The organism is Aminobacter niigataensis (genome assembly GCF_014200015.1).
Classification (GTDB): Bacteria; Pseudomonadota; Alphaproteobacteria; order Rhizobiales; family Rhizobiaceae; genus Aminobacter; species Aminobacter niigataensis.
In genome coordinates, this window is record NZ_JACHOT010000010.1 from 1 (window position 1) to 20,534 (window position 20,534).

Sequence of the window (20,534 nt, forward strand, 5' to 3'; positions counted from 1 at the left end):
GTGACGAGGAAGCCGCCGAAGATGTTGACCGAGGCGAGCACCAGGGCAATGAAGCCGAAGCCGGTGGCAAGCCCGGAGGCTGCGATGCCGACGGCGAGCAGCGCCCCGACCACGATCACCGAGGAGATGGCGTTGGTCACCGCCATCAGCGGCGTGTGCAAAGCCGGCGTCACCGACCAGACGACGTAGTAGCCGACGAAGATCGCCAGCACGAAGATGGCGAAGCGGAACACGAACGGGTCGATCGCCCCGCCGCTCAGCGCATGTGCGGCATCGCCCGCGGCGTCCGCCGTCCCTTGGCTGGTGGCGAGATCCTGGATGCCGAGCCGGACGGCACCAACCGCCTGGTCGAGCTGGTTGAGGGCTTTCTGAAGACCTTCCATCACGCGTCTCCCTGCTTGGCCGGCTTCTTGGCGGTGGTTTTCTGGGCAGTGGTCTTTTTGGCAGCGGCCGGTTTTTCGGCCTTGGCGGCACCGTCGCTTGCCGGGTCGTCGCCGCGGTTCTGGCCCGCAACGACCGGCTTGGGCTTGTCCGCTGCAGCCGCTGCCGCGGCATTGGCGAAGTTGGGGTGAACGACCTTGCCTGCATCGGTCAGCATCGTTGCCTTGACCAGCTCGTCGTCGCGGTTGATGGCGATCTGCTTGGTCGTCTTGTCGACCATGGTCTCGAGGAAGGCGAACAGGTTCTTGGCGTAAAGCAGCGAGGCCGAGGCCGCGACACGGCCCGGCACGTTGAGATGGCCGACGATCTTGGCCCCGTTGGCGGTGGTGACGACCTTGCCAGGCACCGCACCTTCGACATTGCCGCCGCGCTCGACGGCGAGGTCGACAAGCACCGAACCCGGCTTCATCGAGGCGACCATGGCCGCCGACACCAGCTTCGGCGCCGGGCGACCCGGGATCAGCGCGGTGGTAATGACGATGTCCTGCTTGGCGATATGCTCGGCGGTCAGTGCCGCCTGCTTCGCCTGGTACTCCTTCGACATCTCCTTGGCGTAGCCGCCGGCGGTCTCGGCTGCCTTGAACTCCTCGTCCTCGACCGCCAGGAACTTGGCGCCGAGCGAGGCGACCTGCTCCTTGACCGCCGGACGCACGTCGGTGGCGGTCACGATCGCACCCATGCGGCGGGCGGTGGCGATCGCCTGCAGGCCGGCGACGCCGACGCCCATGATGAACACTTTCGCTGCCGGCACCGTGCCGGCCGCCGTCATCATCATCGGCAGCGCCCGGTCATATTCGGCGGCACCGTCGATCACCGCCTGGTAGCCGGCAAGGTTCGCCTGCGACGACAGCACGTCCATGACCTGGGCGCGGGTGATGCGCGGCATGAACTCCATGGCAAACGCCGTGACGCCTGCCCTGGCCATCGCCGCGACCGCGGCGTCGTTGCCATAGGGATCCATGGTGGCGAGCACCGCGGCACCTGGCTTGTAGCCCTTGAGCTCGGCTTCGGAAGGACGGCGCACCTTGAGCACGACATCCGCCTTGCCGGCATCGGCGGCCTTGCCGATCTTGCCGCCGACCGCAGCGAAATCGGCATCGGGGATGCGCGACAAGGTCCCCGCCCCGCTCTCCACGATCACGTCAAAGCCCAGCCCGACAAGGCGTTTCACCGTATCCGGCGAAGCACCAACCCGGCTCTCAATCGCATCAATCTCTCTCGGTATGAATATCGTCTGGCCCACCGTTAAATCCTTTCGGCTGGAACCTTACCAAACGTAAGGTGCCGGACGCAGATAAACGCGTCGGCGCCTTACCAACGAAAAGTATTCTGGACACTAACGGAGGTTGAAACCGCCGACGCACCCGTCCCTTTGGCCATGCCAAAACCTGCCCTTGCCAGACAAATGACCGGCAAGACTGCTGCGTGCGGCGCGTTCGCGTCTGTTCTATTCGAAGCGAAAATCACCGGTTCCAACTCCCCCTAGGCTGGAACGTGGACGACCGCGAAGGCCTCGCGGCCGCAGAAATAGAGATCAGCTAATATGGGTAGGCAGGTCGCGGAGCAGGAAGCCACCCACGGCGACGAGCACCAGGAACAGCACAGCCGAGGAGAAGAAGCCGGCCGGGGCAAAGAAGCCGAACGCCATGGCGACCATCAACGCGACGCAAAAGAGCGTGCCGTATTTGGAAAGTTTGATGAAGAGTTTGTAGGTGCCTTCATGCTCGGCGTAGTCCATCTGCGCGCCAAGTTCGACCGGGCCGGTCGGCGTGTTGTCAGCCATGAGAGTCCCTCCGGAAAACAAGTTCAAGCGCACATACCGAAATGCGCGCGGCAGGGCAATGGGAAGATTGCCCATAGGCTGCGACAAGATAATCAATCAAAAGCGATAAATCGCCTGCTGCCGCTCGATCCGCTCGATGTCGCTGCGGCCACGTGGCAAAAGCCTGTCTATCGATTCGGTGCTACCGTCGGCACCTCGGCCTCATCCCCGGAAGAGCGCTCGGCCCTACAACTTGCAATCTTCGTTCATCGCCCACGGCGCATGCGTCTCGGCATATTTGCGCGCCTCCAGGTCGGCCAGTGGCGCGATCATCGCGCGATCTGCCATCAGCGCGTCGGACGCCTTGACGAATTTTTCCCCGTCCCAACTGAGCATCCATGCGGCGGCATGACCGGCATGGTTGTCGCACGAGGTCGAGAACGTTCCGATCATCCCCTCCGCGCCGACCGAGACGAGCCTGTCGGCGTCGATCTTCAGGTTCTCAAGGCCCCAGCGCAGCTGCTCGGCATTGATGATCCTTTTGTCGAAGTGCTCCTGCGCGGCCTTGATCGCCTCGACCGACAACATCGAGATCAGCACGCCGCGCTGGTAGAACAGCTGGTCGAGTTCTTCTGCCGAAGTCAGCGACGTGCCGGCCTCGACGACATATTTACGGATGTCCTGCATTACCCCGGCGTTCGACGCCGGCAGGTTCCATGACAGGGTGCGATAACCCTTGCCGGCAGCGCCGACCGCCTTCAGGTCCTCGTCATGGCCGGACCACCAGATGCCGACCAGCTTGTCCATCGAAAAGCCGGTCTTGATCGCCTCGGCGAAAGCCCCCGCATTCATCGCACCCCAACCCCACAGCAGCACGAAATCCGGGCGCTCGCTCGCAATCTTCTGCCATTGCGTCGACTGGCTCTGCATTTCCTTCACGCCGACCGGGATCGGCAGCAGCTTGAAGCCGAAGGTGTCGGAATATTCCTGCAGCAGCGGGATGGGCTCTTCACCATAGGGGGCATCGAGGTGAAGAAGCACGATCTTCTTGCCGCGCAGGCTGTCGAGATTTCCACCGGAGATGCTCTTGAGCATCATCGAAGTGCCGTCCCAATAGGTGACCGGCGGGTTGAACACCCAGGGAAACACCTTGCCCTCGGCCATCGCCGAAAAGCCGTAGCCGGGTGCGAGAATCGGCCGCTTGTCGGCGGCGGCCTTCGGCAAAATCGCGAGCGTGGCGCCGGGCGACCATGGCTGGGTGACGATACTGGTGGCCTTGGTGCGGTCGTAGCACTCGGCCGCCTTGTCGGTGCTGAAGCCGGTCTCACATTCGCTGTAGGTCAGCTTGATGCCGTTGACGCCGCCGTCGCGCTCGTTGAGCATCAGCATGTAGTCGCGCTGGCCATCGGCCAGCGGCGTACCCGCGGCGGCAAACGGCCCGGTACGGAAGGCGAGATTTGCGATGCCGATCGCGTCCTGGGCCAAAGCCGGTGCCGACAGCATCGCTCCCGACAGCAAGACGACAGGAAGAAGGGACATCTTGCTCGGCGTCTTCATTCTTCCCAACCGTTGCGGACTGGCCGCCAAGGCGACCTTACGCGAGCTCAGGCGGCTTCGCGAAAATATTTTGCCGTCGGCAGGATGGTCAGCGGAGCCAGTTCGCCAAGCGGTGGCTTGCCGAACATCAGCCGCTGCTCCATCGGCGTCGACTTGAAGAAGGGAAAGCGCTGGAAGGAGCGCTCGCGAATGGCGTTTACATCGGCGCGATAGAGAACCACCTTGTTGAATACGCCCGGATACGAGCGCGGCTCGCTGATCCGCTCGGAATAATAGATCCGCTTGTAGAAGCCAGCGTGGTCTTCGCGAACTGTCGACAGGCAGTAAGGCGCCTTGAAGTGGAAGCACGCCATCCCGGCGAGGCGAAGCGTGATGTAGGGGATCTGGGGGTAGACGCGCGACCACTCGGGGTCGGATGCGAACCGGCTGGGGCAGATGAATGTCAGCCCCTTGGCCAACATCGGCATCACGATGTCGCCGAATGCCTTGGTCGACGGTGACAATGGCGTGGCCAGGGTGACGTGGTGGATACGAAGTGTGCTCACCAGATGCTGGTCGACATAGACACCAAAACGATACGCGTTGGGGGCCTCGTCCAACTCGTCATTGATCGTATGGCTTTCGTTGTCTGGGACCATATCGTTGGAGCGGTACGATTTGTACCTCAGCCGGTAGATGTCTTCGAGATCCTCGCCCTTGTCGCAACGTCGGTATTCGGTGCGCTCGAGCAAGCTCGAAACGTGGCGTGCAAATGACGACCCCGGTTCGGACGCACTGCTACTCTTGACGTCGGCGTCGCCGCCGGACGTCGCTTGATGAATGGTCATGGTAGTCCCCGTAATTCCGCCCGACTGAAGGGTAGCGGAGGCCGGGGTGATGTAAAGATGAAAATCAAACTGTTCCTGTTTACCTTCCGTTAAGGTTAATAGTTTACGGAAAATTAAGCATTTCCACACTGTCGGCAATGTATCTGCGGCCGCCTCAACGAGTGGCGGAGATTCGGGCGAGGCCGATATCCTTGGCGAAAGGCCAGACGGTGTTGGACATCGTTTCAATACCGGACGAAGACAGCGCCGAGCCGAACAGGAACCCCTGGACCAGGTCGGGTTGCACCTCGACGGCCAGGATCTTGAGCTGTTCGAAGGTTTCGACCCCTTCCACGGTGACCGCAAGCCCGAGCGGGCGCGACAGGTCGACGATGCCCTTGAGCAATTGCAGCGAGCGCGGGTTCTGACCGACGTCGGCGAGGAAGCTTCGGTCGATCTTGACCTTGTCGAGCGGCAGCTTGTGCAGGTAGCTCAGGCTCGAATAACCGGTGCCGAAATCATCCAGCGCGATGCGCACGCCAATGCTCTTCAGTTCCTCGACATAGCTGCGCGTCAGCGACTTGTCGTCGAGCAGTGCGGTTTCGGTGACCTCGATCTCCAGGCGGTGCGGCGCAAGGCCGGAGCTCGCCAGTGCCCCCCTCACCTTGTCGATGACGTCGCGGTTGCGGAAATCCTTGGCCGACAGATTGACCGAGACACTGATCTTCGCCGGCCATTTGGCGCATTCCACACATGCCGCATGCAGCACGAACGTGCTGATTTCGGAGATGATGCCCATCTCTTCGGCGAGCGGAATGAAGGTGGCCGGCGAGACCGGCCCGAGCTCAGGGTGATCCCAACGGCACAACGCCTCGCAACTGGCGATCCGCATCGTGGCCATGGAGACGATTGGCTGGTAGACGACGCGCAGGGCGCCTGCCTCGACGGCATTGCGCAGATCGGCCTTCATCAGCTGGCGGTTGCGGAAGGCCGCATCCATCACCGCCTCGAACAGATGCCAGCTGTTCTTGCCAAGGTCTTTGGCCTTGTAGAGTGCGAGATCCGCCTTGACGATCATCGCATCGACCTCGGAGTCCCGCACCTGTCCCAGGACCGCGCCACCGCTCGCCTGGATGCGCAGCACGTGACCGGCGACGTCGACCTCGCCTTGCATCTCGGCAAAGATGCGATCGAGTTCCGCTGTCAGATGTGCTTCGTCGTCGACCCTGTCGAAATAGATCATGAATTCGTCGCCGCCAAAGCGGCTGACCTTGACGTTGTCGCTGGCAAACGCCGCAAGCCGCTCCGCCACGGCATAGATCAGCCCATCGCCGACGGGATGGCCGAGCGTGTCGTTGACGCTCTTGAAGTCGTCAAGGTCGAGCACGGCAAGGGCGCAGAGTCGATCGCGGTCGCCGGCATGGATGCATTCGGCGACCACCTCATGGAAATAGGCGCGGTTGGGCAGCCCGGTCAGGCTGTCGTAGCGCGCCATGAAACGGATCTTCTCCTCCGCCGCGACGCGGGACGTCACGTCCTCGAAGGTGATGACGCCAAGCTCCTGGCTGCCTTCTCGTGCGGAAAATTCCAGGCACTGGCCATTGGCAAGCGCAACCAGGACCTTGCGGTCCTTGCCTTCGCGCAGCGCCCGCGTCAGCTGAGCCTCGATGTAGCGGCAGTCCTTCAGCGCAAGCTGACCGCCGGCCACGCCGCGCATGAGCAAGCCATGGATCGAGCGCCCCAGCAAAGCCTCGGGCGACTTGACCGACATCAGATGCGCAGCCTCGGCATTGGCGACCGCCACGCGCCCGTCCGGGCCAAGCATGACCAGGCCATGCGACATGGTGTTGAGCGCACGGTTGAACCGCTGGGCCAGACGATTGGCTTTCTTCTCTTCCGACACGGCGGTGAACAGCACGTCGCGAACCGTGTCGGCGAATTTTCGGATCGCAAACAGGAATGGCGCCGACAGCAGGCCCAAAAAGACGTGGTAGGCGTCGCCGCGCAGCAGGAAGCCGAGCGAGATTGGCCAGGTCAAGGCGATGATCAGGATGATCACCATACGCGGTGAGCCATAATTGCGGCCGGCGATCGACGTTGCCGTGGCGAGCGTCACGCAAACTGAGGCGATTTCGGCAAACGTATCGTGCGCGAAGTAGATACCCGCGAGGCAAAATGCGCCCAGCGACGCGCCGTGAAGCGAGCCGTAGAGAATGTAGTCATTTTCGCGCTGGTGCGCTTCTTCCCACGTCGTCGGAGACGGCAAGCTGTTGTACTTGCGGAAATTTCGCATGCGCAGCGTGCCGACAAGCAGCATGCAGATCGCAACAACCAGATAGAGCGGATGGGCCGTCTTCCACCAGACGACGACGATCAGGAAGGTCTGCGCGATGATACCGACGGCCAACGTAGAGCCATCGCGGAAAAGCGTTTCCACGAAGGGTATGTAGACGTCGACGGGTATCTCGTTGTTTCTTCTGCGCATCCGAGGCCTGCCTAGGAGGCCAAGGACTGCCACATCCGCCTTAAGAAAGGCTTAGAAACCGGGCGCGGCCAGCATCTGCTTGCCCATCGGGCTCCGAATAGGCCTGCTACCTTAGGTTCAGGTAAACAAGTCGTATCAACTATTCGGCGGCCTGAAGCTCAGTTCTTGTCGGCGGCGCTTTCAACCTTGGGACGAGACGCCCGCGTTCGCCTGCAGCCTTTTCGACACTGGCATGCTTGACGTGGCCATAGCCGCGGATCAGTTGCGGCACCGACGCAAGGCCTGCTGCCGCCTCGATGTTGTCGCTCGACAGCACGCTACGGATCAGTTCCAGATCGGCTTCGTAGCTGTCGAGCAACTGGCGCTCCATGCGGCGTTCGGCGGTGTAGCCGAAGATATCGAATGCGCTGCCGCGCAGCCCTTTCATCGCCGAAAGCAGCTTGAAGCCCTTCATCATCCACGGACCGAAACTCGACTTGCGCGGCACACCATCGGCCCCCTTGCGGCCAAGGATCGGCGGCGCGAGATGGAATTCCAGCCGGTCGTAGTCCTGGAATTGCTTCGCCAGTTCGCGCTGGAACGAGCCGTCGGTGTAGAGCCGCGCAACCTCGTATTCGTCCTTGACCGCCATCAGCTTGAACAGGGAGCGCGCAGCCGCTTCCGCGACCACGGTCGATCCGGGCCTAGCCTTCTCCTCTGCCGCGCGAAGCGAAGCGATGCGCCCGACGTAGCGTTCGGCGTAGGCCGCGTTCTGATAGGCAGTCAGGAACTCGGCGCGGCGCGCGATCACCTCGTCGAGCGTTTGCGCCACCGCAGGCTCCGCCCCACGGCCGGAACGGTCGATCATCGCGCGGACGAACTCCGGCTCGTGTGCTGCGCGCCGGCCCCAGCGGAAGGCGGCGACGTTCATCGCCACGGCCTCGCCGTTGAGCCCGATCGCCTTTTCGATCGCCTCGGCCGACAGCGGCAGGCCGCCATGCTGGAAGGCGAAGCCGAGCATGAACATGTTGGCGCCGAGCGAATTGCCGAAAAGGGCCGCGGCCGTGCGGGTGGCGTCGAAGAAATGCGCCTTCGCGTCCCCTGCCGCCTCGCGGATGGCCTTCTTGAGCCGTTCGGTGGGCAGCGAGAAGTCGGCTGAGCGGGTGAACTCGCCGGGCATGATCTCGGCGGTGTTGGCGACGAAGATGGTGTGGTTCTCGCGGACCGCCGCCAGCACCTTCTTGGCGCCCGACACGACGAGGTCGCAGCCCAGGATCAGGTCTGCCTTGCCGGCCGACACGCGGATGGCGTTAATGTCTTCGGGCGTGCGCGCGATGCGGACATGGGTGAACACCGAGCCACCCTTCTGGGCGAGGCCGGCCATGTCGATCATGCCGCAGCCCTTGCCTTCGAGATGGGCGGCCATGCCGAGCACGGCACCCACGGTGACGACGCCGGTGCCGCCGACGCCGTCGATGATCGCCGCCCAGCCGTCGCGGTCGAGCGCGAACTCCTTCGCCACCGGCACGCCCTCGAGCGGGTCGCCGGTGCCGGCAATGCCGTCGGCCTTGCGGATCTTGGCACCATGGACCGTGACGAAGGACGGGCAGAAGCCGTTGACGCAGGAAAAGTCCTTGTTGCAGCTCGACTGGTCGATCTTGCGCTTGCGGCCGAACTCGGTCTCGACGGGCTGGATGGAGACGCAGCTCGACTTGACGCCGCAGTCGCCGCAGCCCTCGCAGACCAACTCGTTGATGAACACGCGCTTGTCGGGATCGGGGAAGGTGCCACGCTTGCGCCGGCGTCGTTTTTCCGCAGCGCAGGTCTGGTCGTAGAGCAAGACGGTAACGCCCTTGATGTCGCGCAACTCGCGCTGGACGAGGTCGAGATCGTCGCGGTGATGGAAGGTGGCGCCGACAGGAAACTGCGAACGCCCGCCATATTTGTCCGGCTCGTCGGTGACGACAGCGATGCGCTCGACGCCCTCGGCGCGCACCTGGCGGGCGATCATGTCGACGGTCAGGCTGCCTTCATGTGGCTGGCCGCCGGTCATGGCGACGGCGTCGTTGTAGAGGATCTTGTAGGTGATGTTGGCATCCGAGGCGAGCGCGAAGCGGATCGCCAGCGTGCCCGAATGGTTGTAGGTGCCGTCGCCGAGATTCTGGAAGATGTGCTCGCGCTTGGTGAACGGCGCCTGGCCGACCCACTGCGCGCCCTCCCCGCCCATGGCGGTGAAGCCGATGGTGCTTCGGTCCATCCACAAGGACATGAAATGACAGCCGATGCCGGCACCGGCGATCGATCCCTCTGGCACCTTGGTCGAGGTGTTGTGCGGACAGCCCGAGCAGAAGAACGGCGTCCGCGAGGCCACGTCCTTGGTATCGGCGAGCATCGCCTGGTACTGGCGCAGCCGGCTGACGCGGGCGGCGATTTCCTCCGACGGGCCGATGACCTTGAGGATGCGCTCGCCCAGCGCAATAGCGATGTCGTTGGGATCGAGCGCGCCCTTGGCCGGAAACAGCCAGTCGCCGCGCTCGTCGCGCTTGCCGACCACCTTCGGCTGCATCGAGGTGCCGTAAAGCTCCTCGCGCACCTGGGTCTCGAGCAGCGAGCGCTTTTCCTCGACGACGACGATCATCTCGAGGCCGCTGGCGAAGTCCCTGATGTGCTCGATGTCAAGTGGCCAGGGGCAGCCGACCTTGAACAGGCGGATGCCGAGCTGGTTGGCGCGCGCCTCGTCGATGCCGAGATCGTCGAGCGCCTGGCGCACGTCGAGAAAGCTCTTGCCGACGGTGATGATGCCGATCTTCGGCTTGCGGCCGCCGGAATAGACGATGCGGTTGATGCTGTTGGCGCGGATGAAGGCGGAAGCGGCAGCGCGCTTGTATTCGTGCAGCCGCGCTTCCTGGCCAAGCTGGTCGAGCTCGTGGCGGATGTTGAGCCCACCGGGCGGCATGTCGAATTCGGGGATGACGATGTTGAGCCGATCGAGCGAGGCATCAACGGAGGCGGTCGATTCGATGTTGTCCTTGACGCATTTGATCGCGGCCCACGTGCCGGCGAAACGCGACAGCGCAAAGCCGTACAGGCCGTAGTCGATGAGTTCCTGCACCCCGCCCGGATTGAGGATCGGGATCATAGTGTCGACGAACAAGAACTCGGTGGCATGCGCATTGGTCGAGGATTCGGCGGTATGGTCGTCGCCCATCAGCGCCAGCACGCCACCCTTCTTCGACGATCCCGCAAGGTTGGCATGGCGAAAGACGTCGCCCGAACGGTCGACGCCGGGCCCCTTGCCGTACCAGACGGAAAAGACGCCGTCATGCTTGCCCTCGCCCAGAAGCTCTGTCTGCTGCGCGCCCCATACGGCCGTCGCAGCCAATTCCTCGTTGAGGCCGGGCTGGAAGACAATGCTGGATTGGGCGAGTTGCTTCTTGGCCTTCCACAGCTGCAGGTCGAGGCCGCCGAGCGGCGAGCCGCGATAGCCGGAGACGAAACCCGCCGTATCGAGGCCGGCAAGCCGGTCGCGCTCGCGCTGCATCAACAGCATCCGGATGACGGCCTGGGCGCCGGAGAGGAAGATCCGCTCCTTGCCGAGATCGAACTTGTCATCGAGAGCGACGTCGTGAAGCGTCATCAGCATTTCCTGTGCCCGAACCGGCCCCCGATTCGGGCGGCTGACCTTGGGTAGCTTAGGGATAGCTTTTCCGGGCACGGCTGTCGCGTCAAACGAATTTCTTTGCACGGGGAAAAGAACAATCGAAGATGCTTTTGGCCGCTTGCCACGAAACAATCCGAGCGCAGAGCGCCGCAGCGCGCACGAATATTGAAGCTGACCGCAATGCTCAGGCCGGCGGTGGACAGTTCACACCGCGGCCGCCGGGCAAATGCCCGTCCGGATGTCCCTTGAGCTTAGGATTGAGGTCGTAGAACGGCCCGGCGACAAGCGGCTTGTCGGGCAGCACCGACTGGTCCTGCGACGAGACCATTGTCGTCTCGATCACCTGCATTGCCTCGCCCTTCGCCCCTTCGATGACGATCGACACCTTGTAGGGCCGGTCCTTGGCCACGCATTCGAGCGGCGGGCTTTCGATCGTTACCTTGTCGCTCTGCGGCCAGATCTTCTGGCGCACGGCGATCGCCTCGCCGCCTGCGGGGTTCTCGAAATTCACCACGGCTACTTCGCTTTCGCCGACCGGCTTGAGCGGCCGCAAGGTCACCATATAGCGGACGGTGGCGACGCGGTAATTGAACACGAACAGGCGGCCGGACAGCTCGAAGTGCTCGCCCTCGGCGCCGCTGTCGCGGCAACCGGCCAGCCCCAGCAATGCCAGTGCGGAAAGTGCTATGGCAGCGCGCAAGAACCTCCGCTCAGACATTCGCCACCTCCTCCTTGCGCCTGCTGTAATGCCGCCTGGCCTTCTGGCGGTTGCCGCAGACGGCCATGTCGCACCACAGCCGGCTGCCGTTGCGGCTGCGGTCGACGAACAGCCATCTGCAGTTCGGACAGATCCTGAGCCGCGACAGAGCGTCGGTCGACATCAGAGACAGCGCCGAAACGGCAAGCGCGGCCTCGAATGCCAGCGGTTGCGCCGACACGCCGAAGGGCGCAGCCGCCGTCAACGTTTCGCGCGACCCGGCAAGCCCCCGGGCACAGGCATCGAGGAAATCAGGCATGTCGGCCGATGCCAGCCCGCCGGCAACCACTGCGTCGCGGAAAAGCCGGTCCGTGGTCTCGCGCAGGGCGATGACCTTGCCGGCGATGGCATGCGGGTCGGCTGCGGCAAGCGCCCGGCCCTTGAGTTCATCGGCGCGAAATAAGGTCGCTGCATCGGCAAAGCGGGAGATCTCGGCGGGATCGTCGAAGCGGTCGAAGCCGCGCTCGGCGTCGCCCCGCAACACGACCGTGTTGGCGGTGTCGAGCGCAAGCGCGCCGCCGGAAAAGCGATGCCGGGTCCAGGAAACTGACATGGTTTAAATCTAACTGGTAAAGCTAATTTGACAAGTTAGATTCGCGGGCGCAATTTTGCGGCGATGCGGAACGTACCGACCAGCCGGAAAGCGCATGCTCTATCTCCTGCAACAGCTTCTCAACGGCGTGCATTCGGCGGCGATCTATGCACTGCTGGCTTTCGGCTATGCGCTCGGCAACGGCCTTCTCCGTCGAACCAACCTTGCTTATGGCGGCATCTTCGCATTCTGCGGCCAGACCATGATCCTCACCGCGGTCTATGGCTGGCAGGTGCTGTGGCTGACCCTGCCCGCGACGGTCGCCTTCGGCATCCTCGTCGCGCTCGCCTATGCAGGATTGCTGAGCCGCCTGCTGTCGCGCGCCGTCTTCGCTCCGCTCGCCACCCGCTCGCCCAATGCGATTGTCGCCGCCACGCTCGGCGTGCTGCTGGTGCTGTCGGAACTGAGCCGCATCGCCGCCGACACCCATGACTATTGGCTGCCGCCGATGCTGGCGACACCGGTGGTCTTCGCGTCGAGCGGCAATTTCGTCGCGACGCTGACGGTCATCCAGCTGATCAATACGGAGATCGTCGTGCTGGTGATCGTCGGCGGCACGGCTTTCCTGGCCCGCTCCGATTTTGGCCGGCATTGGCGCGCAACGGCCGACGATCCGTTCGCAGCGCAGCTCTGCGGCATCGACACCGCACGCGTGTTTCATCGCGCGCTGTTGTACGGTGGTCTCTGCGCCGGGCTCGCCGGTGTTCTGGCAGCGCTCTATTACGGCAATATCGGCTTCGGTGCCGGCCTCGTCTACGGCCTCAAGATTTTGTTCATCACCGCGGTCGGCGGCTATTACGCCCCTGGAAGGGCAGCGCTCGGCGCCGCGATCTTCGGCATGGCCGAGGCCCTGTGGGCCGGCTACTTCCCGATCGAATGGCGCGATGCCTGGATGTATGCGCTGCTCGCCGCAATGCTGGTGCTGGCAGGCGACCGCAAGGACGCGCCCAGCGCTGTCTGAAGCACAGCTTCTGGCGTGCGACTTTGGTTGAATGTCGCAGCGTCAGCGCAGCTTTTTCCCCGGATTTGCAACCTTCGCAGCGGTTGACGCCATAGCGCTGTTATGTTGACGCGGCACCCATGACCGGCATACCCATGGACATCGGGGAATGCCGGAAAAAGAACGTCGGGGAACAACGGCTGCCCCATCAAATCAGGGAGGAATGCATGGCAGGGCTGCTCGCTCTATCCAGGGTCATTGACCGTATCAACGAGGCAATCGGAAAGATGGTCGCCTGGGCGATCCTTGTTGCCATCCTCGTCAGTGCGGGTAACGCGATCGTCCGCAAGGCGTTCAACATGTCGTCCAACTCCTGGCTGGAGCTGCAATGGTACCTGTTCGGCGCCGCCTTCATGCTGGCAGCCGCCTATACGCTCAAGCAGAACGAGCACATCCGCATCGACGTCGTCTACGGCATGTTCTCGCGCCGCGTGCAGCACTGGATCGACCTGCTCGGACACCTGCTGTTCCTGATGCCGTTCGTCCTCCTGATGATCTACTATTTCATCCCCTATGTGAGCCTGTCGTTCCGCTCGGGCGAAATGTCGTCGAGCGCCGGCGGCCTGATCCTGTGGCCGGCCAAGGCGCTGCTGCTGATCGGTTTCGTTCAGCTCGGCTTCCAGGGCATTTCGGAAATCATCAAGAAGGTCGCCATCATGCGCGGCGACATGGATGATCCGACCCCGTTCATCTCTGCCCACGAACAGGCCGAACTCGAAGGCAAGGCGCTTGCCGACGAGGTGCGTTCATGATCGAGTTCATCGCCCAGAACATGGCGCCGATCATGTTCTTTTCGCTCATCATCTTCATGCTGGTCGGTTACCCGGTCGCCTTCTCGCTCGCTGCCAACGGGCTGCTGTTCTTCCTGATCGGCGTGGAACTCGCGCCTTTCTCCAACGGCAGCATCAACCTGTCCTGGCCGCTTCTCTACGCCCTTCCGGAGCGCTTCTGGGGGGTGATGGCGAACGAAACACTGCTGGCGATCCCGTTCTTCACCTTCATGGGCATCGTGCTCGAACGCTCGGGCATGGCCGAAGACCTGCTCGACACCATCGGCCAACTGTTCGGACCGATCCGCGGCGGCCTTGCCTATGCGGTGATCTTCGTCGGCGCCCTGCTTGCAGCCACCACCGGCGTGGTTGCCGCCTCGGTCATCGCCATGGGCCTGATCTCCCTGCCGATCATGCTGCGCTACGGCTATGACCGCCGCCTTGCCTCCGGCGTCATCGCTGCGTCAGGCACGCTGGCGCAGATCATCCCGCCCTCGCTCGTGCTCATCGTGCTCGCCGACCAGCTCGGCCGCTCGGTTGGCGACATGTACAAGGGTGCGCTGATCCCCGGCCTGGTGCTGACCAGCCTCTACATGGGCTACATCCTGCTGATGTCGATCATCCGGCCGAAGGCGATGCCCGCACTGCCGCTCGAGGCCCGCACGCTGGGCCATGGCGTGACCTCGCTGTTCGTGGCGCTGCTGTTCGCCGCCGTGATCGCCTATGCCGCTCATGTCTATCTGTCGCCGACCCACGGCGCCAACGCCGACATCCTCGGCGCCTGTGTCGGCATCATCGTCATCTACATCGTGGCGATCGCCGACCGTAGCCTCAAGATCAACATGATGTCGCGGCTGGCCCAGCAGGTCATCATCGTGCTGATCCCGCCGCTGGCGCTGATCTTCCTTGTGCTCGGCACCATCTTCCTTGGCATTGCGACGCCGACGGAAGGCGGCGCGATGGGCTCGGTCGGAGCCCTGATCATGGCCGCGGCGAAGGGCAGGCTGTCCTTCGACGTGATCAAGCAGGCGCTGGCCTCGACCACGAGGCTGTCGTCCTTCGTCATCTTCATCCTGATCGGCGCGCGCGTCTTCTCGCTCACCTTCTACGGCGTCAACGGCCATCTCTGGGTCGAGCACCTGCTGGTGTCGCTGCCCGGCGGCGAGGTCGGCTTCCTGATCGCCGTCAACATACTGGTCTTCCTGCTCGCCTTCTTCCTCGACTTCTTCGAACTGGCCTTCATCGTCGTGCCGCTTCTGGCGCCTGCCGCCGACAAGCTCGGCATCGACCTGATCTGGTTCGGCGTCCTGTTGGGCGTCAACATGCAGACCAGCTTCATGCATCCGCCCTTCGGCTTCGCGCTGTTCTATCTGCGTTCGGTGGCAGCGCGCGTGCCCTATCTCGACAGGATCACCGGCAAGAACATCGAGCCGGTGACCACAGGGCAGATCTATTGGGGCGCCGTTCCCTTCGTCTGCATCCAGATCATCATGATCGGGCTGACCATCGCCTTCCCGCAGATGGTGATGCACTACAAGGGTCCGACGGTCGACCCGAGCAGCATCGAGATCAAGATGCCTGACATGCCCAGCCTGGATGGCGGGTTTGGGCTGCCGCCGCTCGGCGCGCCGCCTGCCGGCGGCACCGCTCCGGCAGCGCCGGGTACCGCGCCTGCCCAACCGGCAGCCCCGGCCCCCGACCTGTCCAAGCCGCCGAGCTTCAACTGAACCTGTCGGCAAGCAAAAAGGGCGCCCACGGGCGCCCTTTTTCGTTCCGGCCTTGGCCGCTGGCAAAGAAAAACCCCGGGGCGGCGCCCCGGGGTTTCTTCGCGAGTAGCGATCAGCTCAGAGTTTGCCGCCGCGCTGCTGTACCATCATGAAGGTGTCGTAGTTGTATTCGGCGACCTGCATGTTGAGGTAGTAATCCTTGCGGAAGGCCTTGATCGATTCCCAGGTCTTCTTGAATGTGGCGTTGCCCGCCTCGATCTCGGCATAGGTCTGGTTTGCCGCGTCGAAGGATGCCGACATGATCTCGGGGCTGAACGGACGCAGTTGGGCGCCGGCCGCAACGAGGCGTTTCAGAGCGGCCGTATTGAGCCAGTCGTAGGCGGAAAGCATGTTCGCGTCCGCCGCCTGGCAGGCCACCTTCAGCACCGACTGGTACTGCTTCGGCAGTTCCTCGAACTTGGCCTTGTTGAACAAGGAGTGGACGGTCGGACCGCCTTCCCACCAGCCGGGGTAGTAGTAGAACGGCGCGACCTTCACGAAGCCGAGCTTTTCGTCGTCGAACGGGCCGACGAATTCAGCAGCATCGATCGTGCCCTTTTCCAGGGCCGGGTAGATGTCGCCGCCAGCGAGCTGCTGGGGAACGACGCCGAGGCGTTCGAGCACCTTGCCGGCAAACCCGCCGACGCGGAACTTGAGGCCCTGGAGATCGGCGACCGTGTTGATCTCCTTGCGGAACCAGCCGCCCATCTGGACGCCGGTGTTGCCGCTAGGGAAGCCGACGATGCCCTGCGTTCCCAGGAACTCATTGAAGAGATCGATGCCGCCGCCCTGATAGTGCCATGCGTTGATGCCGCGCGCGTTGAGCGAGAAGGGCACCGCCGAGCCGAGCGCCCAGGTCGGGTCCTTGCCCCAGAAATAGTAGCAGACCGTATGCGCGGCCTCGATCGTGCCGGCCGTTACAGCGTCTGCGACCTGCAGCGCGGGAACGATTTCGCCCGCAGCGAAAACCTGAATCTGAAAATTGCCGTCCGTGACTTCCGACACATACTTTGAAAGCGTCAGCGCCCCGCCGAAGATCGTGTCCGAAAGCGACTTCGGGAACGACGAGGCCAGGCGCCACGTAACCTTGGGATTGGACTGGGCAATTGCCGGTGCTGCAAGCGTCGCGGCAGCCGCTGCTGCCCCGACGCCGGTCGCGCCGGCCTTCCTGATAAATGAACGGCGATCCATCAAATTCCTCCCATGCTGAACCGAAAGAACCTATGCGACGCTGAGGAAATTGTTGGCCTCCCCCCACTACGCGCCCGCGACAATACACGGCGAAGAGTGCGAGTAAAGCGCGCCCGGCTGGGCACTCGAAGTTTGGCCTAGGAAAACGCTGCGGCACCCAAGCATCTAAAACTATAGTCTAATCCCGATTTCGCGACGCATGACAGGCATGCAAACTTGTGTTGGAAAAGAGCCTTCGGATCGCCTATTTTATGGGCAAGGAAACCGCATGCTTCCCACAAGGATCTGAACCTCATCATGCACCAGCCGCTTGTCGCCGTGTCGACCGATGTCCGCCAGTTCGAGAACTACACCTGGCATGCGGCGCCCCAGCAATATCTGGAGGCGGCGATATCGGGCGCCGGCGTACTGCCGCTTCTTGTGCCGTCGTTCGGCGACCGGCTCGACTTCGACGAACTGCTTTCGTCTGTCGATGGCGTCATGCTGACCGGCTCCAAGTCGAACGTCGACCCGCGCCTTTACGGCGAGGAAGCGACCGAAGCCAACGGCCCCTACGACCCGGCGCGCGACTCAACCACCATGCCGCTGATCCGCAGGGCGATCGAGCGCGGCGTGCCGCTGCTCGCCATCTGCCGTGGCATCCAGGAACTCAACGTCGCTCTCGGCGGCAGCCTCGCCACCGAGATCCAGGAACGCGAAGGCTCGATGGATCACCGCGCCCCGGTGAGCGACATCCAGGACGAGCGTTTCGCCATCCGTCAGACGGTCACCATCAAGCCCGGCAGCTGCCTGGCTGGCGTGTTCGGCCCCGGCGACATCATGGTCAATTCGGTGCACCGCCAGGCGGTCGAACGGCTCGGCCCGAAATTGCAGGTCGAGGCGGTGGCGCCGGACGGCACGGTGGAGGCGGTGTCCGTGCGCGACTCGCGCGCCTTCGCCGTCGGCGTGCAGTGGCACCCGGAATATTGGGTTGGTACGGACGACGTCTCGCAGCGCATCTTCAAGGCGTTCGGCGATGCTGTCCGTGCGCATGCCGTCGCACGCCATGCGGCAAGGACGGCGGCGGAGTAAGTTCTACGCCCCGGGGCAACTGTCCCAGCCGGTTTTCAAGTCCGCTCTTTGGGCTTTCCAGTCGACTGCCGGACGTGCAACTCCGGCTTGATCAGTTCCTGCGACGGCCGCACCGACTGGCCGTTGAGCTTGTCGAGCAGCGCACTGGCGGCGCGGCGGCCGACCTCGCGCTGGCCGTTCCACACCGTGGTTAGCGCCGGCGTTGCGATCTGTGCTTCCTCTAGGTCGTCATAGCCGGTGACGGAGACGTCAATGCCCGGCACGAGCCCGGCGCGGGCGATGCCGTTCATCAGGCCGATGGCGACGAGGTCGTTCCAGCAGCAGGCGGCGGTCGGCTTGTCCTTGAGCGCCAGGAACTGCCCGGCCGCCTCGAAACCGCCCTGCTTAGTGCGCGGACCGGCGATGCGCCACGATGGCAGCACTTCGAGCCCGGCCGCCTCCATCGCGTTGACATAACCCTGGTAGCGGTGACGGCCGGTCGAGGTCTGGTCGGTGCCGCCGATCATGGCGATGCGCTTGTGCCCGAGCGAAATGAGATGATTGGTGGCAAGCGCGGTGCCATAGGCGTCGTCGCCCCGGAACACCGGTACTTCCGCGCCCTCGACCGATCGCGCGATCAGTACGGCAGGCAGGCCGTTTTCCTCGGCCATGATGATGTCTTCGGCCGGCGTGCCGATGGCTGGCGACATGATCACGCCGTCGGCGCCGAGCTGCAGCAGCGTGTCGACGAAGGTGCGCTGCTTTTCGAGGTCGTCGTAGTGGTTTGAAAGGATAAAGGTCTGCCGGCTGCGATCGAGCTCGCTCTCGATGGAGCGCAGTATCTCGGCGTAGAACGGGTTCATGATGTCGTGGACGACGACGCCGACGATGCCGGAGCGCGAGGTGCGCAGGCTGGCGGCGCGGCGATTGTAGATATAGCCGATCTCGCGGGCGTGCTGCTTGATGCGGTCGCGGGTGGCGTCGGCGACGAGCGGGCTGTCCCGCAGCGCAAGCGACACGGTAGCGGTCGACACACCCAGCGCGTCAGCAATCGTCGAAAGCTTGATCTTCTGAGCCAGCGGGCCCTCCATCCGCAAGCGTGAACGGACGGTCTTTTAAACCGTTTAAAGCCGTATGCCATTGTTCAACGGCAAATCAAAGCTTTTTTGCCAGCTCCTCGGCTTCGGCATTGGGCGCGGCACGGTTCTTGACCCGCAACTTGTGCTCGCGGTGGATGATGTAGAGACCGCTGGCAACGATGATCGCAGCCCCCGCGAGGGTGTACCGGTCGGGCAACTGGTCGAAGACCAGCCAGCCGAGGATGATCATCCACACCATCTGCAGATAGGGATAAGGCGCAAGCGCCGTGGCTGTGGCGCGCTGATAGGCCTTGATCAGCAGCCAGTGGCCGAAACCGCCGAAGACTCCCAGGCCGAACAGCACCAGCCAGTCATAGAGATGGGCGGGCATCGAACCTGCCAGCGGCAGCGCCGGCAGCATGAAGATGGCGGGCACGACAGCCGAATAGAGGATCAGGCTCTCGGCCGTTTCGCGGCTGCCCATCTGCCGGGTCATGATGGTGTAGAGCGACGAGCTCAGCATGGCGCAGATCGAGAACAGGTGGCCGATGCCGAAGCCGCCGAAACCCGGTCGGGTGATGACGATCACGCCGATGAACCCGACCGAGACGGCAAGCCAGCGCCGCCAGCCGGCCCACTCGCCGAGCAGCGGCCCGGCAAGCGCGGTGATGACCATCGGGCTGGCGAAATTGATCGACACCGTTTCGGCGAGTTGCAGTGTCTGCAGCGCCATGAAGTTGAAGATGGTCGAGCCGAACATGAACACGGCGCGCAGTATCTGCAGCCAGATGTTCTGCGGCACCAGGCGCTCGGGCCGCCGCCATGCCTTGAACAGCACCATGACGAGCATTGCATGGACCGCAAAACGCACCCAGGTGACGAAAGGGGCGGCCATGCCCGACGTCACCAGGTGCTTGGCGCTGGTGTCGAGGAAGGAAAAGACCAGGCCCGACGCGAATATCAGCAGGATCGCCGATGACGGCGTTGCAGTTTCTGCTGGTTTTTCAGGAGTCACGCTGGCAGGCCGGATGGAACGGAGGATCACTCGCTATTGCGCCAATAGGCGCCGCCCGGCAAGGCAAAACTCGTGTCTGCAGGCGACGAAGCGCCTATTCCGCCGCTTCGGCTTCCGCTTCTGGCTCCACCTCGGCCGTACCCTCGACATCGGCAGCCGCCTCTTCGTCGATGATCGTCAGGTCCGACAGATTGGCCTCGATGCGCAGGAGAAGCTTGGACAGCTGCTTCAGATCCTTCTTGTCGAAGCCCTTGAGCGCCTGCTTTTCGGTCTTCTTGACCGACTTTTCGATGGCGCGGATGGCATCTTGGCCGGTTTCGGTGAGGAAAATGTGGGCCTGGCGGGCATCGGTGTCCGAAGCGCGCTTTTCAAGAAAACCCTGCGCCTGCAGCCGGTTGATGGTCTTGGTGATCGTCGGCGGACGCACGCCCAGCCGCGAGGCGAGCTGACCGGGAGTCTGGCCGTCGTCGTCGTGCAGCGACAGCATGATCTGGTCCTGGCCGGCATAGAATCCGTGGGCAAGGAGCCGTGCGGCAAGCGAGGTGCGCGCCAGCCTGGCCACTTGGTGAAGCCGGCTCATCGCCGCGCCTTTGTTGGACTTGGACATCCGCCTCTCCTGCGCC

Annotated in this window: 17 protein-coding genes; 4 read left to right on the plus strand and 13 right to left on the minus strand. The window is 63.4% G+C overall.

The genetic code is table 11. The features are described 5' to 3' along the window. The 9 genes from GGQ99_RS23985 to GGQ99_RS24025 form a co-directional block, all read right to left on the minus strand. A partial coding sequence (locus GGQ99_RS23985; protein WP_183264484.1) for a proton-translocating transhydrogenase family protein occupies positions 1–383 on the minus strand: 383 nt, incomplete at its 3' end. Further along, on the minus strand, positions 383–1,684 hold the full coding sequence (locus GGQ99_RS23990) for a Re/Si-specific NAD(P)(+) transhydrogenase subunit alpha (RefSeq protein ID WP_183264485.1): 1,302 nt from the start codon (positions 1,682–1,684) through the stop codon (positions 383–385). The genes GGQ99_RS23990 and GGQ99_RS23985, both read right to left, overlap by 1 nt. 291 nt (positions 1,685–1,975) lie before the next feature. Continuing rightward, the gene (locus GGQ99_RS23995) at positions 1,976–2,224 is read right to left on the minus strand and encodes an aa3-type cytochrome c oxidase subunit IV (RefSeq protein ID WP_108607019.1); all 249 of its coding nucleotides are present in this window, start codon (positions 2,222–2,224) and stop codon (positions 1,976–1,978) included. 225 nt (positions 2,225–2,449) lie between these two features. Further along, entirely contained in the window at positions 2,450–3,742 is a 1,293-nt protein-coding gene (locus tag GGQ99_RS24000; RefSeq protein WP_246389724.1) for an ABC transporter substrate-binding protein, read from the minus strand. A gap of 65 nt (positions 3,743–3,807) precedes the next feature. Next, positions 3,808–4,587 (minus strand): N-acyl amino acid synthase FeeM domain-containing protein, encoded by a 780-nt coding sequence (locus tag GGQ99_RS24005; RefSeq protein WP_108607017.1) that lies wholly within the window; start codon positions 4,585–4,587, stop codon positions 3,808–3,810. A gap of 154 nt (positions 4,588–4,741) precedes the next feature. After that, positions 4,742–7,051, minus strand: a complete 2,310-nt coding sequence (locus GGQ99_RS24010; RefSeq protein WP_183264487.1) for a putative bifunctional diguanylate cyclase/phosphodiesterase — start codon at positions 7,049–7,051, stop codon at positions 4,742–4,744. Between the two features lie 139 nt (positions 7,052–7,190). Continuing rightward, positions 7,191–10,667: an indolepyruvate ferredoxin oxidoreductase family protein gene (locus GGQ99_RS24015; protein ID WP_183264488.1), complete on the minus strand. Its 3,477-nt coding sequence runs from the start codon at positions 10,665–10,667 to the stop codon at positions 7,191–7,193. Positions 10,668–10,875: 208 nt separating this feature from the next. Next, on the minus strand, positions 10,876–11,409 hold the full coding sequence (locus GGQ99_RS24020; protein WP_183264489.1) for a hypothetical protein: 534 nt from the start codon (positions 11,407–11,409) through the stop codon (positions 10,876–10,878). After that, positions 11,402–12,001, minus strand: a complete 600-nt coding sequence (locus GGQ99_RS24025) for a CGNR zinc finger domain-containing protein (RefSeq protein ID WP_183264490.1) — start codon at positions 11,999–12,001, stop codon at positions 11,402–11,404. The genes GGQ99_RS24020 and GGQ99_RS24025 overlap by 8 nt, the downstream gene beginning before the upstream one ends. A 94-nt stretch (positions 12,002–12,095) precedes the next feature. Here GGQ99_RS24025 and GGQ99_RS24030 point away from each other — a divergent pair, with 94 nt between their 5' ends. The 3 genes from GGQ99_RS24030 (at position 12,096) to GGQ99_RS24040 (ending at position 15,537) form a co-directional block, all read left to right on the plus strand. After that, positions 12,096–13,001, plus strand: a complete 906-nt coding sequence (locus GGQ99_RS24030; RefSeq protein ID WP_183264491.1) for a branched-chain amino acid ABC transporter permease — start codon at positions 12,096–12,098, stop codon at positions 12,999–13,001. 206 nt (positions 13,002–13,207) lie between these two features. Then, a complete protein-coding gene (locus GGQ99_RS24035; protein ID WP_108607012.1) occupies positions 13,208–13,792 on the plus strand; it encodes a TRAP transporter small permease subunit in 585 nt (194 codons plus the stop codon). After that, entirely contained in the window at positions 13,789–15,537 is a 1,749-nt protein-coding gene (locus GGQ99_RS24040; protein ID WP_183264492.1) for a TRAP transporter large permease, read from the plus strand. Before GGQ99_RS24035 ends, GGQ99_RS24040 begins: the two co-directional genes overlap by 4 nt. A gap of 117 nt (positions 15,538–15,654) precedes the next feature. Here the strand turns inward: GGQ99_RS24040 and GGQ99_RS24045 are convergent, their stop codons facing one another. Continuing rightward, positions 15,655–16,767 carry a TRAP transporter substrate-binding protein gene (locus GGQ99_RS24045; RefSeq protein ID WP_108607010.1) on the minus strand — a complete coding sequence of 371 codons (1,113 nt, stop codon included), beginning with the start codon at positions 16,765–16,767 and terminating at the stop codon, positions 15,655–15,657. 297 nt (positions 16,768–17,064) lie between these two features. Between GGQ99_RS24045 and GGQ99_RS24050 the strand changes: the two genes are divergently transcribed. Further along, positions 17,065–17,838, plus strand: coding sequence for a gamma-glutamyl-gamma-aminobutyrate hydrolase family protein (locus GGQ99_RS24050; protein ID WP_183264493.1), 774 nt, complete (start codon positions 17,065–17,067; stop codon positions 17,836–17,838). Positions 17,839–17,873: 35 nt separating this feature from the next. Here the strand turns inward: GGQ99_RS24050 and GGQ99_RS24055 are convergent, their stop codons facing one another. The 3 genes from GGQ99_RS24055 to GGQ99_RS24065 all read right to left on the minus strand — a co-directional run bounded on the left by GGQ99_RS24055 (position 17,874) and on the right by GGQ99_RS24065 (position 20,518). Beyond that, positions 17,874–18,908: a LacI family DNA-binding transcriptional regulator gene (locus tag GGQ99_RS24055; RefSeq protein ID WP_108607008.1), complete on the minus strand. Its 1,035-nt coding sequence runs from the start codon at positions 18,906–18,908 to the stop codon at positions 17,874–17,876. A 64-nt stretch (positions 18,909–18,972) separates the two neighbouring features. Continuing rightward, positions 18,973–19,911: a DMT family transporter gene (locus GGQ99_RS24060; RefSeq protein WP_108609744.1), complete on the minus strand. Its 939-nt coding sequence runs from the start codon at positions 19,909–19,911 to the stop codon at positions 18,973–18,975. A 94-nt stretch (positions 19,912–20,005) separates the two neighbouring features. Beyond that, complete coding sequence (locus tag GGQ99_RS24065; RefSeq protein ID WP_183264494.1) at positions 20,006–20,518, minus strand: MarR family winged helix-turn-helix transcriptional regulator; 513 nt, start codon at positions 20,516–20,518, stop codon at positions 20,006–20,008. Positions 20,519–20,534 lie beyond the last annotated feature (16 nt).

Excerpts from the sequence above, each read along its gene's own strand:
- GGQ99_RS23995 (WP_108607019.1), bottom strand. The coding sequence starts at position 2,224 with ATGGCTGACAACACGCCGACCGGCCCGGTCGAACTTGGCGCGCAGATG.
- GGQ99_RS24000 (WP_246389724.1), bottom strand. The coding sequence starts at position 3,742 with ATGTCCCTTCTTCCTGTCGTCTTGCTGTCGGGAGCGATGCTGTCGGCA.
- GGQ99_RS24005 (WP_108607017.1), bottom strand. The coding sequence starts at position 4,587 with ATGACCATTCATCAAGCGACGTCCGGCGGCGACGCCGACGTCAAGAGT.
- GGQ99_RS24010 (WP_183264487.1), bottom strand. The coding sequence starts at position 7,051 with ATGCGCAGAAGAAACAACGAGATACCCGTCGACGTCTACATACCCTTC.
- GGQ99_RS24015 (WP_183264488.1), bottom strand. The coding sequence starts at position 10,667 with ATGACGCTTCACGACGTCGCTCTCGATGACAAGTTCGATCTCGGCAAG.
- GGQ99_RS24020 (WP_183264489.1), bottom strand. The coding sequence starts at position 11,409 with ATGTCTGAGCGGAGGTTCTTGCGCGCTGCCATAGCACTTTCCGCACTG.
- GGQ99_RS24025 (WP_183264490.1), bottom strand. The coding sequence starts at position 12,001 with ATGTCAGTTTCCTGGACCCGGCATCGCTTTTCCGGCGGCGCGCTTGCG.
- GGQ99_RS24030 (WP_183264491.1), top strand. The coding sequence starts at position 12,096 with ATGCTCTATCTCCTGCAACAGCTTCTCAACGGCGTGCATTCGGCGGCG.
- GGQ99_RS24035 (WP_108607012.1), top strand. The coding sequence starts at position 13,208 with ATGGCAGGGCTGCTCGCTCTATCCAGGGTCATTGACCGTATCAACGAG.
- GGQ99_RS24040 (WP_183264492.1), top strand. The coding sequence starts at position 13,789 with ATGATCGAGTTCATCGCCCAGAACATGGCGCCGATCATGTTCTTTTCG.
- GGQ99_RS24045 (WP_108607010.1), bottom strand. The coding sequence starts at position 16,767 with ATGGATCGCCGTTCATTTATCAGGAAGGCCGGCGCGACCGGCGTCGGG.
- GGQ99_RS24050 (WP_183264493.1), top strand. The coding sequence starts at position 17,065 with ATGCACCAGCCGCTTGTCGCCGTGTCGACCGATGTCCGCCAGTTCGAG.
- GGQ99_RS24055 (WP_108607008.1), bottom strand. The coding sequence starts at position 18,908 with ATGGAGGGCCCGCTGGCTCAGAAGATCAAGCTTTCGACGATTGCTGAC.
- GGQ99_RS24065 (WP_183264494.1), bottom strand. The coding sequence starts at position 20,518 with ATGTCCAAGTCCAACAAAGGCGCGGCGATGAGCCGGCTTCACCAAGTG.